General features: G+C 42.4%; 21 protein-coding genes, 1 tRNA gene and 1 pseudogene. 12 read left to right on the forward strand and 11 right to left on the reverse strand.

Going from position 1 to position 15,527, the window contains the following annotated elements:
• Positions 1 to 49 precede the first annotated feature (49 nt).
• The gene (gene fabG / locus LAY57_RS09660) at positions 50 to 814 is read right to left on the reverse strand and encodes a 3-oxoacyl-[acyl-carrier-protein] reductase (RefSeq protein ID WP_249066206.1); all 765 of its coding nucleotides are present in this window, start codon (positions 812 to 814) and stop codon (positions 50 to 52) included.
• Positions 815 to 943: 129 nt separating this feature from the next.
• On the opposite strand from fabG, the gene trxA reads away from it, so the two are divergent.
• From trxA to LAY57_RS09695, 7 genes are all read left to right on the forward strand, one after another.
• Complete coding sequence (gene trxA / locus LAY57_RS09665) at positions 944 to 1,261, forward strand: thioredoxin (RefSeq protein WP_249066207.1); 318 nt, start codon at positions 944 to 946, stop codon at positions 1,259 to 1,261.
• Positions 1,262 to 1,437: 176 nt separating this feature from the next.
• Complete coding sequence (locus LAY57_RS09670) at positions 1,438 to 1,755, forward strand: hypothetical protein (RefSeq protein ID WP_249066208.1); 318 nt, start codon at positions 1,438 to 1,440, stop codon at positions 1,753 to 1,755.
• Between the two features lie 76 nt (positions 1,756 to 1,831).
• Positions 1,832 to 2,149 (forward strand): hypothetical protein, encoded by a 318-nt coding sequence (locus LAY57_RS09675; protein WP_249066209.1) that lies wholly within the window; start codon positions 1,832 to 1,834, stop codon positions 2,147 to 2,149.
• Positions 2,146 to 2,517, forward strand: a complete 372-nt coding sequence (locus LAY57_RS09680; protein WP_249066210.1) for an aspartyl protease — start codon at positions 2,146 to 2,148, stop codon at positions 2,515 to 2,517. The genes LAY57_RS09675 and LAY57_RS09680 overlap by 4 nt, the downstream gene beginning before the upstream one ends.
• Positions 2,518 to 2,640: 123 nt before the next feature.
• Positions 2,641 to 2,958 carry a hypothetical protein gene (locus tag LAY57_RS09685; protein ID WP_249066211.1) on the forward strand — a complete coding sequence of 106 codons (318 nt, stop codon included), beginning with the start codon at positions 2,641 to 2,643 and terminating at the stop codon, positions 2,956 to 2,958.
• Positions 2,955 to 3,323: an aspartyl protease gene (locus LAY57_RS09690; RefSeq protein ID WP_249066212.1), complete on the forward strand. Its 369-nt coding sequence runs from the start codon at positions 2,955 to 2,957 to the stop codon at positions 3,321 to 3,323. The genes LAY57_RS09685 and LAY57_RS09690 overlap by 4 nt, the downstream gene beginning before the upstream one ends.
• A gap of 252 nt (positions 3,324 to 3,575) precedes the next feature.
• Complete coding sequence (locus tag LAY57_RS09695) at positions 3,576 to 3,857, forward strand: hypothetical protein (RefSeq protein WP_249066213.1); 282 nt, start codon at positions 3,576 to 3,578, stop codon at positions 3,855 to 3,857.
• A 123-nt stretch (positions 3,858 to 3,980) separates the two neighbouring features.
• Here LAY57_RS09695 and LAY57_RS09700 read toward each other — a convergent pair whose 3' ends face one another.
• Genes LAY57_RS09700 through LAY57_RS09710 form a run of 3 tightly spaced genes read right to left on the reverse strand, consistent with a single transcriptional unit; the run spans position 3,981 to position 5,595 of the window.
• Complete coding sequence (locus tag LAY57_RS09700) at positions 3,981 to 4,442, reverse strand: DUF29 domain-containing protein (protein WP_249066214.1); 462 nt, start codon at positions 4,440 to 4,442, stop codon at positions 3,981 to 3,983.
• Between the two features lie 12 nt (positions 4,443 to 4,454).
• On the reverse strand, positions 4,455 to 5,099 hold the full coding sequence (locus LAY57_RS09705; protein WP_338022385.1) for a DUF29 domain-containing protein: 645 nt from the start codon (positions 5,097 to 5,099) through the stop codon (positions 4,455 to 4,457).
• A 34-nt stretch (positions 5,100 to 5,133) separates the two neighbouring features.
• Positions 5,134 to 5,595, reverse strand: a complete 462-nt coding sequence (locus tag LAY57_RS09710; RefSeq protein ID WP_249066215.1) for a DUF29 domain-containing protein — start codon at positions 5,593 to 5,595, stop codon at positions 5,134 to 5,136.
• Positions 5,596 to 5,831: 236 nt separating this feature from the next.
• Here LAY57_RS09710 and LAY57_RS09715 point away from each other — a divergent pair, with 236 nt between their 5' ends.
• Together LAY57_RS09715 and LAY57_RS36460 are read left to right on the forward strand one after the other, a co-directional pair.
• Positions 5,832 to 6,113, forward strand: coding sequence for a hypothetical protein (locus LAY57_RS09715; protein WP_249066216.1), 282 nt, complete (start codon positions 5,832 to 5,834; stop codon positions 6,111 to 6,113).
• Positions 6,114 to 6,233: 120 nt separating this feature from the next.
• A pseudogene (locus LAY57_RS36460) lies at positions 6,234 to 6,356 on the forward strand (type II toxin-antitoxin system RelE family toxin); the annotation flags it as partial.
• Between the two features lie 99 nt (positions 6,357 to 6,455).
• On the opposite strand, the gene LAY57_RS09720 reads toward LAY57_RS36460, so the two are convergent.
• The 4 genes from LAY57_RS09720 to LAY57_RS09735 all read right to left on the reverse strand — a co-directional run bounded on the left by LAY57_RS09720 (position 6,456) and on the right by LAY57_RS09735 (position 10,534).
• Positions 6,456 to 7,232: a hypothetical protein gene (locus LAY57_RS09720; protein ID WP_249066217.1), complete on the reverse strand. Its 777-nt coding sequence runs from the start codon at positions 7,230 to 7,232 to the stop codon at positions 6,456 to 6,458.
• A complete protein-coding gene (locus tag LAY57_RS09725; protein WP_249066218.1) occupies positions 7,199 to 9,232 on the reverse strand; it encodes a DEAD/DEAH box helicase family protein in 2,034 nt (677 codons plus the stop codon). Before LAY57_RS09725 ends, LAY57_RS09720 begins: the two co-directional genes overlap by 34 nt.
• A 164-nt stretch (positions 9,233 to 9,396) precedes the next feature.
• Positions 9,397 to 9,483 (reverse strand) — tRNA-Ser (locus tag LAY57_RS09730).
• Between the two features lie 70 nt (positions 9,484 to 9,553).
• Complete coding sequence (locus LAY57_RS09735; RefSeq protein ID WP_249066219.1) at positions 9,554 to 10,534, reverse strand: TIGR04168 family protein; 981 nt, start codon at positions 10,532 to 10,534, stop codon at positions 9,554 to 9,556.
• 170 nt (positions 10,535 to 10,704) lie between these two features.
• On the opposite strand from LAY57_RS09735, the gene nadA reads away from it, so the two are divergent.
• Complete coding sequence (nadA, locus tag LAY57_RS09740) at positions 10,705 to 11,670, forward strand: quinolinate synthase NadA (RefSeq protein ID WP_420839077.1); 966 nt, start codon at positions 10,705 to 10,707, stop codon at positions 11,668 to 11,670.
• An 84-nt stretch (positions 11,671 to 11,754) separates the two neighbouring features.
• Positions 11,755 to 12,369 carry a TIGR04282 family arsenosugar biosynthesis glycosyltransferase gene (locus tag LAY57_RS09745; protein WP_249066220.1) on the forward strand — a complete coding sequence of 205 codons (615 nt, stop codon included), beginning with the start codon at positions 11,755 to 11,757 and terminating at the stop codon, positions 12,367 to 12,369.
• Here LAY57_RS09745 and LAY57_RS09750 read toward each other — a convergent pair.
• Positions 12,366 to 13,250 carry a GUN4 domain-containing protein gene (locus LAY57_RS09750; protein ID WP_249066221.1) on the reverse strand — a complete coding sequence of 295 codons (885 nt, stop codon included), beginning with the start codon at positions 13,248 to 13,250 and terminating at the stop codon, positions 12,366 to 12,368. The two genes, LAY57_RS09745 and LAY57_RS09750, sit on opposite strands and share 4 nt — an antisense overlap.
• A gap of 60 nt (positions 13,251 to 13,310) precedes the next feature.
• Entirely contained in the window at positions 13,311 to 14,096 is a 786-nt protein-coding gene (locus tag LAY57_RS09755; protein WP_249066222.1) for a DUF4058 family protein, read from the reverse strand.
• A gap of 82 nt (positions 14,097 to 14,178) precedes the next feature.
• Between LAY57_RS09755 and LAY57_RS09760 the strand changes: the two genes are divergently transcribed.
• Complete coding sequence (locus tag LAY57_RS09760; RefSeq protein WP_249066223.1) at positions 14,179 to 14,940, forward strand: TIGR04283 family arsenosugar biosynthesis glycosyltransferase; 762 nt, start codon at positions 14,179 to 14,181, stop codon at positions 14,938 to 14,940.
• A 53-nt stretch (positions 14,941 to 14,993) separates the two neighbouring features.
• Here the strand turns inward: LAY57_RS09760 and LAY57_RS09765 are convergent, their stop codons facing one another.
• Positions 14,994 to 15,473, reverse strand: a complete 480-nt coding sequence (locus LAY57_RS09765) for a tellurite resistance TerB family protein (protein ID WP_249066268.1) — start codon at positions 15,471 to 15,473, stop codon at positions 14,994 to 14,996.
• Positions 15,474 to 15,527 lie beyond the last annotated feature (54 nt).

The raw sequence follows: 15,527 nt of genomic DNA on the forward strand, positions 1-15,527 counted from the left end.
GACTTTTGACTTTTGACTTTTGACTTTTGACTTCCCTAGTCCCTAGTCCCTATGCCATCACCATGCCACCATCAACGTTAAACACTTGGCCGGTGATGTAGGCCGCAGCTGGGTCAGCGGCGAGAAAGCGAATCATACCAGCGACTTCTTCTGGTTGACCGTAGCGACCTAGAGGAATGTATTTCAAGATTTCCTCTGATTTGAGATTGCCAGTCATATCTGTGACAATAAATCCAGGGGCAACAGAATTTACTGTGATGCCGCGAGAGGCAAGTTCTTTGGCGACGGTTTTGGTGAATCCAATGACGCCAGCTTTGGCGGCGCTGTAGTTGGCTTGACCGGGGTTGCCCATTTGACCGGCAACTGAGGAAATGTTGATAATTCGACCGCTGCGTTGTTTGAGCATTATTTTACTGGCGGCGCGGGTACAGAGAAAGACGCCTGTGAGGTTGAGGTCGATTACGGCTTGCCAATCTTCTGGTTTCATCCGCAGTAGCAATGTGTCGCGAGTAATACCAGCGTTGTTGACGAGGATATCGACGCGACCCCATTTTTCCATTGTGGCGTTGATGAGGTTGTCTACTCGATCGGCTTTGGAAACGTCGGCTTGGAGTGCGATCGCATTACCTCCTCCCGCTGTAATTTCCGCTACCACCTCTTCAGCAGCGGTACTTGAACTGGCATAGTTGACAACAAGATTCGCTCCTTCGGTGGCTAAAGCCAAGGCGGCGGCGCGACCGATTCCCCGCGAAGCCCCTGTAACAATGGCAACTTGTCCCCGCAACCGCTGATAATTTTCTGGCAATACTTCCATGTAAGTCAGTGAGATAGTTCAATAACTGCCCTAACTATCTTAGGGTGATTCGTACCTAAGACTTACAAAATTCATCAAACCAGTAATCTAGGATTGAGTTGGTGTTAAGCAAACAATTAATTTTGTCTTATGGCTACTAAACAACAGTTCAACAGCTTTGAAGAGTTGCTATCTGGTTCGGATGTGCCAGTGTTGGTTGATTTTTACGCTACCTGGTGCGGCCCATGCCAGATGATGGCTCCCATTCTAGAGCAGGTGAATGCCCAAATGCAAGGCCGCTTAAAGGTTGTAAAAATTGACACAGATAAATATGCTCAGTTAGCTTCTCAGTATAGCATTCACGCTCTGCCAACGCTAGTACTCTTTAAGAATGGTAAGCAGGTCGATCGAATTGAGGGTGTGCAGTCAGCGCCACAGTTGATTCAGCACTTACAGCCTTTTATTTAAGTAAATCTGAAATCAAATAACCCACCTGGTTCGATCGAATTAGTTGGGTTATTTCATCGGTCATCGATCATTGGTAGGAAGTTGAGAGGGAAGGGCGATCGCATATAATAAAAATATCTTCAGCCAATACTAGAGATAATCAAAAATTAGATATTTCAGAAATAGGAGAATTAAAAATGACCGAAACAAAACCTACTCGCACGGTGCGTCGAGGCAGAATATTCCCAGAAATTCAGTGGTCAGAAGAAAAAAAGGCGCAGTGGAAAGCAGAAATGGCAGCAACTCGTCACCGTTGCCAAGTTATTTTTGAAAAAGTCAAGCCAGGGGTAATCAAAACTCACTATAACTATTTTATGGCGATCGATCCAGATAGCGAAGACTATTTTATTGACAAAAATGAAGAAGTAGCTACACAGATGGCTCGCAAAAAAAACCAGAATGCTATTCCATATATTTTCGTTATTAATGAAACAGGAGTAGCTGGCAGAATATGATCCAAGGCAATCACTATCTTCAGCCAATAGCAGAGTTAATTGAAAATTAGATATTTCAGAGATAGGAGAATCAAAAATGACTGAAACAAAACCTACTCGCATCGTCCGCCGAGGCAGAATATTCCCAGAAATCCAGTGGTCAGAAGAAAAGAAGGCGCAGTGGAAAGCCGAACAAGAGGCATTTCATAAGCGCTGTAAAGTGGTTTTCGATCGCGTTCAACCCGAACTGATTAAAACTCATTACAACTGGTATATAGCGGTTGAACCTGATAGTGGAGAATATTTCCTCGATCGCGATATAGAAATAGCTACACAAATGGCGCGTCATAAACACCCAAATGCCATCCCGTTTCTATTCCGAATTAATGAAACGGGAGCTTGTGGTACGATATGATCCACGGCAAATTTGGCGATAATGATGAGTTATTTTTTGAAATAGAGTTGATTGATGATGAGCAATTAGAATTGCCAGTTGATGCCATGCTAGATACTGGATTCTCAGGTTGGTTAGCTATTGAGAAACAAGATTTAGAGGGACTCGGTTGGTTTTATGTTCGCAAGGAATTGATGCGGTTAGCACAAGGAGGAGATTCAGAGTTCGATCTCTATGCGGGAAAAGTACGAATAGATGGAGAAGAGTTTGATATTCCCGTTCATGTTGGGGATGGAGTTCCCGAAATTTTAATCGGTCGTCAATGGTTGAAAAGTCGGCGGTTAGTGGTGGATATGCAGTCGAATGTTTTGACTTTGGGAGGAAGTTGAGAGGGAGGGAAGGAAGGGCGATCGCATATAATAGAAATATCTCTGTGATTGAGTCGATCGCTAGGTTCAGCCAATAGCCGAGTTAATCGAAAATTAGATATTTCAGAAATAGGAGAATCAAAAATGACTGAAACAAAACCTACTCGCATCGTCCGCCGAGGCAGAATATTCCCAGAAATCCAGTGGTCAGAAGAAAAAAAGGCGCAGTGGAAAGCCGAACAAGAGGCATTTCATAAGCGCTGCCAAGTGATTTTCGATCGAGTTCAACCCGAACTGATTAAAACTCATTACAACTGGTATATAGCGGTTGAACCTGATAGTGGAGATTATTTTATTAATAAAAATGAATTAACCGCTATAAATATGTCGCGACATAAGCATCCTAATGCTCCTGTTTATATCTTCCGAATCAATGAAACGGGAGTAGCTGGCACAATATGATTGAAGGCAAATTTGGGGATGATGAGGAGTTATTTTTTGAAATAGAGTTGATTGCTGCTGATGGATTGGAATTACCAGTTGATGCCATGTTAGATACAGGATTTTCAGACTGGTTAGCAATAGATAAGCAGGATTTAGAAGGGCTTGATTGGCCCTATGTAGGAGAGCGAAATATGCGAATAGCAAAGGGAGAGGCAAATTTTGATATTTATGTAGGAAAAGTACGAATAGATGGAGAAGAATTCGATATTCCCGTTCATGTTGGGGATGGAGTTCCCGAAATTTTAATCGGTCGTCAATGGTTGAAAAGTCGGCGGTTAGTGGTGGATATGCAGTCGAATGTTTTAACTTTGGGAGGAAGTTGAAGGGGAGGGAATGAAGGGCGATCGCATATAATAGAAATATCTCTGTGATTGAGCCGATCGCTAGGTTCAGCCAATAGCATTTATTTCAAAATGAAGAATTTATCTTAAAACCGATAATGGGATATAAGAGCGCATTTGGTATTTTGGAAACGAGCCAGAGATTCTCGAAAAAATACCGCATATCCGAAATAGTTTCGATGATAACATGAGTTAAAATAAAAATATCCTCAATAAATAGCTTATGGACGAACTATGACCAAAATCAAGGATAACTATCAAGTTACTCTCACCCAAGAAGGATGGATGGCAATTGAAAGTATTGCCGAAAAGTTACATCTATCGGTGTCTGAACTTTTAGAACGAGTTGGTAGCGGAGAATTGGCAATTGTTGACTCAGAAGATTTAGAAGATTATCTAGATTTGCAAGATGCACTAGCAGCAGAAGCAGATCCAGAAAATCAACAGCGAATTTCTTGGGAACAAGTTAAACAAGAACTTGGGTTGTCAGAAAGCAATGGAAGAGTACCGGATTGAATTTCTCCGTACAGCTTTAAAGCAATAACGATATTTTAGAGATTTTGATTATAAAAGTGGGACAACGGAAAAATATTTACAAGGATTGAAGATTGGCGATCGCATTTTCTGCATCAACCTTCCTTACAACTCCGGCAAAAAATCTTCATCAAGGCATTCTTCAGGCGTGAAAGCTGGCTCAATGGGAAATGTATCGAGGTGAAGTTCTGTTTCGTCTGCGGCTTCTTTTATGGCGTTTTGGTAGCATTTGTAAAACACTTCTGTAAAGTAATTCCGCAAACTGGGACTGTCTTCAAAAGCTTCTCTCAAACGGCGACGGTGTTCCCTAATTGTATGTCTCCAGCTTCCCGATCGCTTTTCTGGTTGATATTTGTACTTGAGAAGGTGCATTAAAACTACGATCGAATTGCTCCGAACTGCTTGTTTCTGACTTTTCCCTATATCCTCCATTTCTTCAATTAAATTTTCTACATCTACTGCGGCGAAGTTACCTTTCCGCAAAAGTGTTATTGTCTCTTGAATCCACAGGTAAAAGTCGCGATCGTATAGCTTAGAAATATTTTTCTTCCTATAAGTTGCTGTCATTGTCGATCTTCCTTACAACTCAGGTAAAAAATCTTCATCGAGACATTGTTCTGGCGTGAAAGGTGACTCGCTGGGAAATGTATCGATCGGCAAATTGGTTTCTTTGGCAGCTTGTTTGCGGGCTTTTTGATAGCAGCTGTCAAACACTTCAAGAAAATAGGGCTTTAAGCTGGGACTATCCTCAAAGGAATCTTCTATGCGGATGCGATGTTCCTCGATTGTGTTTAGCCAACTTTGAGAACGTTTTGTCGGTTGGTATTTGTACTTGAGTAAGTGCATTAAGAGAATTCGGAGATTGCTTCTCAGCGCATTTTTATAACTTTTGCTCATGTCTTCCACTTCTTCGATGAGGTTTTCCATATCCAGTTCGGAAAATTTGCCTTCTCTGAGAAGCTTTGCTGTTTTTTGTGCCCACAAGCAGAAGTCGCGATCGTACAATTTAGAGGTTTGGATTTCTGACTGAGATACCGTCATAATTACAATACCTGCTACAAATATTCTTTCAATTATACGCGAAATGACGATTGATATTACAGCGGATTGCGAGTGGTGAGGTACAGGTAAATTGTAGGGGCTTTTTTGGCAGATAATTTGTGGCCGATCGACAATAATTATGGCAAAACCCGCCCCTACGAACGCGCCCTCAAAGAAAATCATTTCATTGTACCTCATGTGCCAAGATCGATCTTCCTTACAATTCAGGTAAAAAATATTCGTCTAGACATTCTTCAGGGGTAAAAGGTGATTCGCTGGGGAAAGTTTCTAGGGGCAAATTAGTTTCATCAGCAGCTAGTTTCCTGGCTTTTTGATAACACTTGTCGAAAACTTCCTTGAAATATGGCTTCAAGCTAGGACTATCCTCGAAGGCTTCTTCCAGGCGTGTGCGGTGTTCCCGAATTGTACTTAGCCAACTTTGAGAACGTTTTGTCGGCTGGTATTTGTACTTGAGTAAGTGCATCAAGAGAATTCGGAGATTGCTTTTCAGCGCATCTTTATATCTTTTGCTCATGTCTTCCACTTCTTCGATGAGGTTTTCCATATCCAGTGAGGAAAATTTGCCTTCTCTGAGAAGTTTTGCTGTTTCTTGAGCCCACAAGCAAAAGTCGCGATCGTACAATTTGGAAGTTTGAGTTTCTGACTGAGATACCGTCATGTTACGATGCCTGGTACAGATGTTCTTTCAATTATGACAAAATATCGATAACTTATGCTCCAAACCAGGTTTCTATAACGTAAATTGGTGGTTATAGCCATTTTAGATCTGGGAGAAACTCGGTTTCTTGGCTAAAACTTGCCGAGGGAGAAGATTTTCCGTCGGCTGTCAACAGTCATGCTATAGTTTGAGGAGAAACGACAGATAAAAGTGTAAAATGAAAGATTGGAGAAACTATGACCCAGATTAAGGAGAACTATCAAGTCACCCTCACCCAAGATGGATGGAAGGGAATCGAAAGGCTCTCAGAAAAGTTGAATCTGTCGGTGTCGGAACTTTTAGAACGAATTGGTAACGGAGAACTGATAATTGTTGATCCTGAAGATTTAGAAGATTATCTAGATTTGCAAGATGCAATAGCAGCAGAAGCAAATCCAGAAAACCAACAGCGAATTCCTTGGGAACAAGTTAAAAAAGAACTTGGGTTGTCAGTAAGCAATGGAAGAGTACCGGATTGAATTTCTCCGTACAGCCTTAAAGCAATTAGCTAAACTTCCTGTAGAAATAAAGCAACGAATTGCAGCTAGAATTGAACAACTCAAAACTAATCCTTATCCCCCAGATGTAAAAGCGTTGAAAAATGGCGGGGACGTTTGCGCTTGCGGGTAGGAGACTACCGAGTAATTTATCGGATCGAAAACGATATTTTAGAGATTTTGATTATAAAAGTGGGACACCGGAAAAATATTTACAAGAATTGAAGTTTTGCGATTGCATTTTCTTTAGAGTGCCAGATTAATTATCGTGGAGACGGAGCAGGAGGAAATGTGATCGTACAACCGCAAGCTAGTAAAAGATTATCACCCTGAAATAGACTCCTGATTGAGTGATTCTCCAATTAATTCGTAAATCTCTCTAATTTGTTCAACATCCAAAGTTTTAATTATTTGTTCTGCTGCCTTCTTGGAGTTATGGCGAGGTATACTTACCCATAATCCGCCATTTAAAGTAGCCGATTGAACTTTTGCTAACCACTCTCTCACCACTTTTCGCCCTTCTTCTGTGATTTGGTAATAGCCACGTCCTTTCCCCAATAAAGGCTCAATCCATCCTAAGTCAAGCCACCTTTGCCGCCAAATGTGCGCGTTACTAAGGACAGTTCGCAATACCTTCACAATTTTGTGTGCATTAATAGGCTGCTGATCTGGACAAGCTTGAACCAGCTTAGAAAATTTCTCCAAATATTTTGATCGATTTCCTTGTTCCTTGAATAAAAAATTTTCCTCCTCCAATGTTTTTACTTGGGCTGATTCCAATTCTTTGACAATGCGATCAATATCTGATGGGTCAGAACCTAACCCAAAAGGCGGTTTAGCTTTGCAGAGTTCTTCGTAACTCTTGAAAGCCTTTCCATGTTCATCAATAAGCTGACGATAACCCGCGTATTGCTTCATCAAGTCACGCCAAGCTTTCAATTGTTGAGCATTAAAGGCAGCATCATGTAGAACTGATTGCAGTTCTAACCTGACAGCAATCGCCCAAGGACGAGATCCAGGCGGTGCATTAAGGTTGCCTGCATTAGCTAAAGTTTCTATGTGACCATTTAATCGTTCATTGGATAGTTGCTTTGTAGCCATGCCCACACCTGCCTCAATTCCTCTAGTGTCATTGCCGTGCGGGACTTGTCAAAAAATTTGACAATCTCCCCATTTAGGGTTTTGAAGTCAATTCCATTCTTAGCTGCGTAACGGCGAACATATTTTTCAATATTGTCCCGCATAACATCCCGCTCTTCGCTAGGAGTAAAAGGTTCTTTTACCGCTACTGATTGATCTTGTGTTTGTCCATTGAGGTATCCCTCGATAAAACGTTTTAGTTGAATTGTGCTGCTCCCACAAAGTCCTGCATTTTGCCTAGCTGATTGGATTCTAGCTGTCTCAGCATAGTCAATGGTTTCACCATTACTTAAATCCGAAGCTCTTGAGCGCGTTAGGTTTGAATATAACGGAATAATTGAATTATCTCGAAGCTGATCGCCGAGAAGTTCATTATCGCCTTTGCTACCACTGCGCTCCTCGCGTATCTTCTCTTCTTTTTCCTTAATAATTGGTTCTTGTTCGGCAATTATTTTTCCTACACATTTACGAGCTAATTCATCATCAGGAATATAAATGTGTCCTTTATTTTTTAACGCTCCAGGTTGATCATCCACTCTGGCTGCTCTTGCCCATGCTTGTTCAAGCCAAGGTACAGTTCTAAATTGAGTTAAACAGGCAATATGCGTTATGGCAGGAACATCAAGTCCTTCGTATGCCATCGCCACTGTTACCAGAACATCAACTGCTTTTTGATCTCCAATAGGATAATGTTTCTTAAATTTTTTAATCGCTGCTTGGGCATCTTTTGATTGATCGCTTGTTGCTTTTATAGCTTTTATTCCTAACTCTTTAAGCCACTCCATATATTGATTTGCTTGCTTGATTTTTGGTGCAATCACCAGTAGCTTTGAACGCTGATTAATTATTTTGTGTGACTTCCAATTTTCAACACATCTTGTTAGTAACTGATGAGCGTATCCTGTGCTAAGTGCTGTACGAAGAGCTATACCTGTATAGTCTCCTGCTTCTGCCAAACTCTCCACAGAACATTCCTGTCCTTTTTGATCTATCCACTTAGCTTCTCCATCTCCCCATTCAAAATGAAGAGGAACAATCGCACCTTCTCTAAGAGCCTGACTTCTTGTGTATTCAATAACTTTAGTCTCTTGATTACTAGACAAATTAGGAGTAACACCGCCAGTAATTTCTTTATAGGGCATAAAAGCAATAGGCTTGCCATCCCCTCGCTGATGGGTTCCTGTCACCAGAATAACCAAAACAGCACTATCGACCAATGGTTGTAATGCTCGATGCCACGCTCCATCTTCCTCAACATGATGAAACTCATCTAGTACCAGAATATAGCGCTTACGCCGAAGTTCCTGAGCGTGAAGGTCGGGATTTGCTCCGATAGCTTGGTATGTAGCTACATAACCGGACATTCCTTTACATGGATTAGGCTCGTTGTTATTAGCCATAATCCTATGCTGATGGCCTAACTGATCCTTGAAATAGCTATTTTCAAAATTGTCTTCTGCTTGCTTTTGCAGATTTAGTCGTGGAACTACCCAACAGATTGCATCAGCAATAGTTTCATGAAAGCCTCCTCCAGCTGCTCGATTAGGAAGTAGCTGTGCAGCAGCAATCACAGGAATTAAGCTTTTACCGCCTCCAGGGGTAACAAGCAGAATAATTTTTTTTACAGCGGTTCCCGCCTTGATGAGTTTACAAATTTGCAAAAATTCAGCTTGGTGTTTTCTAAGATTAAGAGGCTCTTTGGGCGGCTGTTCAAATAATTCTAATTGAATTGCACTGGTCATATTTCTGTTCTCCTCACCCGTTTTTTTATAATGACATTTGGGGCATAATGCCTCCATTTCGTGAACGTTTGTTCGTTTAGTTTCTGCCCAACGCTCAGTGTGATCTGCGTGCCAGTCTGAAGGCAAGTCACATCCGCACCACTGGCATTTGCCATCTGCCGCATACCAAAGAGCAGCGCGTAGTTTTTTTGAACGGAGGAAGCGGCTCTCTTTGGGCATCTGAAAATCCTCCTACTCTGAGAACTCCTTTCTGCTATGATAGTACAAATGTTCTAAAAAAATTGGGATATCCAAGTCTATCCATAAATAATTAGAATAGATAGCACCTTTTGTATAGTGGTACTAGGGATTCTGCCAATCGTAGCTTAATTTGAAACTTTCAACGGAGAAGGTGGGATTTGAACCCACGGAACCCTTGCGGGTTCATCTGATTTCAAGTCAGACGCATTCGACCACTCTGCCACCTCTCCAGGTGCATCCTTTGTATTTTACCAGCAGTTATCGCAACTGGCTACAAGAAACCGGGTTTCTTGAGGTAGGTTAGCCAAAAACTTGATTCGCAGCAGTCAGAAACCCGGTTTCTCCCAACAGAGTATCAGAACGCTGATAAAAAATCTCCTCAGACTCAACAGTATACTCTTTGCCAACCCAAACCAGCGATATCTCAGAGACGACACCAGCTTGTAAGGATACCAGGAAGAAATTCCGCAGCCGATCGCTTCCATTCTGCACAATCCGAGGCACACTTGCCGCATTTAAATAAACTGTCCCATCAGGACTGGTAGCAACTGAAGTGCGTAACTCATCATCGGTGTAGCGCAACTGGTGGTGCATATGCCCAAATGTTACCAGGGGAATGGATTTACCCAGATGTTTGGTTTGCGCGATCGCATCTGCAAAATCCCGATCGCCGAAATCTTCTCCCACCGGTTCCCAATCTTTACCGCAGGGATCGTCCGGGCGATCGCCTAACCCGAAAGGCCCATTGTGACCCAGAAAGATGACTATATTATAGGCTGCACTATTTGCCGCCTCCACAATCCGGCTGCTAGATTCCTCAAAACTCGTCACACCATACCGCTTTTCATAGAAATCGATATTTTTCCAAACCTCTCCACCCCAACTGAAGGGACGACTCCCCACAACAGTTAAGTTCAATTCTGGGAAGTCCAGCTTTCCGTAACCCACATGAGTTTCGCCCAAAGCATCCAGCTGATCCTGCACCCAGTCTTCCTTCTTGCGGTTGTAGGGACACCGCTTGCGTCCCCACTCCGAGGCGCTGTACCAGGCATCGTGGTTGCCCAAAATGACCGCTTTGGGGAGATCGAGAGATGCGATCGCTCTTACCACCCCCACCGACTCATTCCCAAAATCCCCCACAAACAGCACCAAATCCACACCCAAGTGGTGTAAAGCTTCCCCATCCTCAGCTTCCCACTGGTCGTGGACATCCCCGACAACTGCTATTTTAATCCCTTGATTTTGATTCCCCTGACCAGCCATACCTACTTCCCCTATCATCCTTTTCCAGGATAGGCAAGCAAAGCCTGTTTTTGCAGCCAACTCAAGCAGCAACTGATATTTACGTATTTTTTACGATACTACTTGCCAACATTTTTAGTAAAACAAACTATAATTAATCAATAATCAAGGCTATGCCTTCCTACACCTGGTAGATGCTTACTGTGTTGATTACTACACTTCCTCTCAAAGATTACACTCAAGCCCCAGCAACTCCCCCTGATTTGTTTGAGGCGATTCAAGCTCTGAAAATAAAGCTAAACGCCGTTATTCTCGCTCACTATTACCAAGACCCTGATATTCAGGATGTAGCAGATTATATTGGTGATTCCCTAGAGCTATCCCGGCGAGCCGCCAGCACCAATGCAGATGCGATCGTCTTCGCTGGCGTTCACTTTATGGCGGAAACTGCCAAAATTCTCAACCCAGATAAATTGGTACTTTTACCAGATTTAAACGCAGGTTGCTCTTTGGCAGATACTTGTCCCCCCGACGCCTTTGCCGCCTTTAAAGCTGCACACCCAGGACATCTGGTAATTTCTTACATCAACTGCTCTGCCGCCATTAAGGCAATGAGCGATATTATCTGCACCAGTTCCAACGCTGTCAAGATAGTTCGCCAAATTCCAGAAGACCAACCAATTATATTTGCTCCCGATCGCAATCTCGGTCGCTACGTCATGGAGCAAACTGGGCGAGACATGGTACTCTGGCAAGGAGCCTGTATTGTACATGAAAACTTCTCGGAAAAGAAGATAGTCCAGTTAAAAATTGCCCACCCAGAAGCCGAAATCATCGCTCATCCCGAATGCGAACCGCCAGTATTGCGTCACGCCAACTACATCGGTTCTACCAGTGCTTTGCTGAAGTATTCTCAAGCTAGTTCCAGTGAAGCTTTTATTGTTGCTACCGAACCTGGTATTATTCACCAAATGCAGAAGCAGCAACCTCAAAAACGCTTCATTCCCGCACCACCAATCAACAATTGCGCCTGCAATGAGTGTCCTTTCATGCGATTAAATACTCTGGAAAAGCTTTATTGGGCGATGAAAAATCGTACTCCAGAAATAACTTTACCAGAAGAAACGCGATTGGCGGCATTGCGACCAATGCAACGGATGTTAGAAATGAGTTAATCAATAATTTCAGATTGCCAATTGCCGATTTCAAATTTAAAATATTTTTAGATTAAATTTGAAATCAAAAATCTGAAATTAGTAATGACTAATTGCCTAATCGTTTTCACTCGCTATCCAGAAGCAGGAAAAGCCAAAACGCGGCTAATTCCCGTCCTGGGTGCTGAAGGTGCAGCTACTCTGCATCGCCAAATGACAGAAAGTGCGATCGCACTTTGTAGAGACACGATTAATCGCGTCTCTACTACACTATCCATAGAAGTGCATTTTGCTGGTGGCGATCGACAATTGATGCAACAATGGTTGGGAGATGATATCATTTATCGACAACAGAGTGAAGGCGATATTGGAATGCGAATGGCATCTGCATTTGAAATAGCATTTTCCAATAATATGGATAATGTTATCATCATTGGTTCTGATTGTCCGACCCTGAATTCCCAAATTATCGCATCAGCATTTCAGGCACTTTATCAGCACGATTTAGTCCTTGGCCCCGCCACCGATGGCGGTTATTATTTAATTGCATTAAACCGTCTTATTCCCGAACTATTTACGGGAATCACTTGGAGTACATCTGAGGTTTTTCAACAAACAGTAGAAATTGCTGCTAAGCTCAATTTAGATGTTGCTTATTTGAGTGAGCTTGCTGATGTCGATCGACCCGAAGATATTTATTTTTGTAATTTAAAATTTTAGCAGGGAATTTCGTCACAATTTGGGATGCGTTGTAGAAAGCAGCGAATCATTTCTGCACCGAAAAATGAATCCCAACTCCATTCATCCAGATAATAATCAATAGAATAAAAACCCATAACAGATTCATCGTCATTAGTGTATGGATTTGAAACTACCTTACCTCCACCAAAGTCACAAATACTGGGGAGATGTCCTTCGGGAGCGTTGAGATCGAAAGGGATATTTTCGCGGCGCTTAATTGTATAAGCTTCTCGCCTGTAGGAGTAAGGAATATTACTTTTCTCTATCTTCCATCCTAAGAGATCGCTAAACTTTTCTGCGGTTATTTCATATTTTGCAAACGCCGAACTTTCGCATATCTTCTTCTGCACGCTAAAGCCAAAACGACCATTACTGTATATTGTCCAAAGTCTGTCAATAACATAAAGGTCTTCTGAACTTAACTTTTGGATATCTTCTTTTCTCAGCCATTCTCTTTCTCGATTAACTGACTTCAGAACGAGATCGCGAGTTAAGAGATCGGCCTCTTTCCATTGTCTTGTTACCAGTAAACTTTCTAATGGTTTGTAGTTCAAACCCGTTGCAGAAATTGGAGGAAATGATTGCAGCGCCTGTTGGACTTTTGGTTCTTTTCTACGTGCTAATAATTCGTAAGCAGTCCACTGCACTTGTTTTGATTCATCATTCAAAGCTTGAATTACTAAATCCAAACCCGCTTCACCATAATTGAGAGCTTGAGAAAGCGCAGTAAGTTTCAGAGCGACTGCTGCACTTGCCATGCGGCTTTTGACTCCTTCTATTCCACCTAAAACAACATCTCCTGTTGAAGCTCTTTTACCACCGCCAAGGACGGCATCATTCTCTTTAGGCTGAATCGACATAGATTTTTCCTTAGTAAGTATGCACGATCTGAAAAATTCATCTTCTACAAAGATGTGAATTTAACGCAGTCCCGTTTCTCGCAGAAGTGCATCTGCCCAAATTCTATCCTCCGATTTGAGAGGCGGTACGGATTCGAGACGGTAGTTTATTGCCATATCAAATCTTGCCTGATTGTATACCTGAATTAACAAACTCTGTAAATCTACCAATGGTTCAGGATCTCCCGATCGCAAAGGTAGCAGAAACTGAGGAATTTCTTGCCGAACGCTAAAAGCATACAACTGCGCTTGCGGACGGCGATCGCCTCTAGCAACCAAAATGCGATAGTCCGATGGCGGGATTTGGCCGATAATTCGCATGGGTTTACCGCCTCTGAGTAAGTCAATTTCTACCAAATTTGTAGGACTGCTTAATACTTCTCGACGCTTTCTTTCATAAGCATCTCGTCCCATACCGGCGCGTTTGTTGGTGGGAGAGATAACTTCGATCGCTGTGACCACATATCCTGTTTCCTCCTCTCTAATTTCTAAATAACCTTCCCTCATTTCTTCCGGTACTGGTAATCTCACCGTGACAGCTTCAGTTTGTGCCGGTAAAGTCATCGTCGATCGAGTCTGACTTGAGGTTGAACTTTGAGAGTATACAGACACATCAGGAATTGCTACGGTGACGGACTCTTCTTCCTCCTCACTCAGATAAATACGTTTTTCAATCGCCACTCTGTATTGAAGACTGAGATTCGATTCTATGGCTATGGCAATTGCTGTAATCAGGCGGTGATGTACTTCTGACCACCGGATGGGATTCTCTAAATAAGGGTTCATTCCAGGAAACGGAGAAGGCATTGCAGCACCTCACAAGCGGATAATTTCAATCAACAATATAATTATTACAATATAACTCAACTAATATTTCTTTGGCTATCCCATGCAAAATCCCAAAATTTCCATCATTATTCCCGTTTTAAATGAGGCAAGCAATATTACTAAAACTGTATTATTACTTCGGGATGCTGTTAATGTGGAAGTTATTGTTGTCGATGGTGGAAGTCAAGATGAAACAGTCGCCATAGTTAACTCGTTAGGCATCAAACTTTTATCTTCTCCTCCACAACGCGCTAAGCAAATGAACGCAGGTGCAGCACTTGCTAGCGGCGATATCCTTCTTTTTCTCCACGCCGATACCCTTTTACCCGCAAATTTCGACACTATGGTTCGTCAGACTTTAGCAGGAGAGAAATGCAAGAAAAATTCTCCAATTCAAAATCCAATCTTTAGCCCCCCCTTAAAAAGGGGGGGTTGGGGGGGATCTCAACCCCCCATTGCTGGTGCCTTTGAATTGGGAATTAATTCCAAAATCAAAGGAATACGGTTAGTAGAAAAGATGGTGAATTTGCGATCGCACTTTTTTTCCCTACCCTACGGTGACCAAGCCATCTTTCTAAAGGCAGAGGTATTTCGCGATATTGGTGGTTTTCCCGAACTTCCAATTATGGAAGATTTTGTCCTTATCCGTCGTTTAAGAGAATTAGGAAAAATTCAAATTGTCCCAGTACCAGTGCTAACATCAGGACGGCGTTGGCAGAAACTAGGCGTCCTGAAAACCACCCTGATTAACCAACTAATGATTATTGGTTATTTCCTGAAAGTTTCCCCAGAAAAACTCGCCCGTTGGTATCGCCGTCAGTAATTTGAGATTTGAGATTTTATTTTCAATCTAAAATCTCAAATCTTAAATCGATCTTAGCCTTTGATAAACTTCTCTAACTTTTGAGCTAAAACATCTACAATTTTCGCCTGATTATCTGGCGTAGCTGCAACTTCTGCTTCGATATTTTTCACCACTTCTGGCGGTAGATTCAGCAGTTCCACCAGTTTTTGATAAGCTGCTGCTTCTTCCGGGTTAATTTTCGGTTCATCAGGCGTTCTTGAACTAGAAGCAATCACCTCATAACCCAATAGCAACACCAATTCGCGTTCTTCTTGAGTTTCCAGCTTCGGAATCAATCGATCCAACGGAATATTTTGGATTAAATAAGCCCGTAGTTCTTCTTGCAATTTTTGCTGCTGCGCTGCATCTGTGGAAAACAGGCGACTGAAACGGTCTAACATTAAATCCACTTCTTCGGTGGCCAGATGTCCATCAGCCCAAGCCATTGAAGCAACAATCCGTAACAAGTTCATCTGGCGGGGATTAATCGGCGGGGGGGGCGGTGGTTGCATAGTCATCAGTGTCTCCTGGTAATTTTTTTCTTGGTTTTAAAACTGATTGAATCA

This window comes from Argonema antarcticum A004/B2 (genome assembly GCF_023333585.1).
Lineage (GTDB): Bacteria > Cyanobacteriota > Cyanobacteriia > Cyanobacteriales > Aerosakkonemataceae > Argonema > Argonema antarcticum.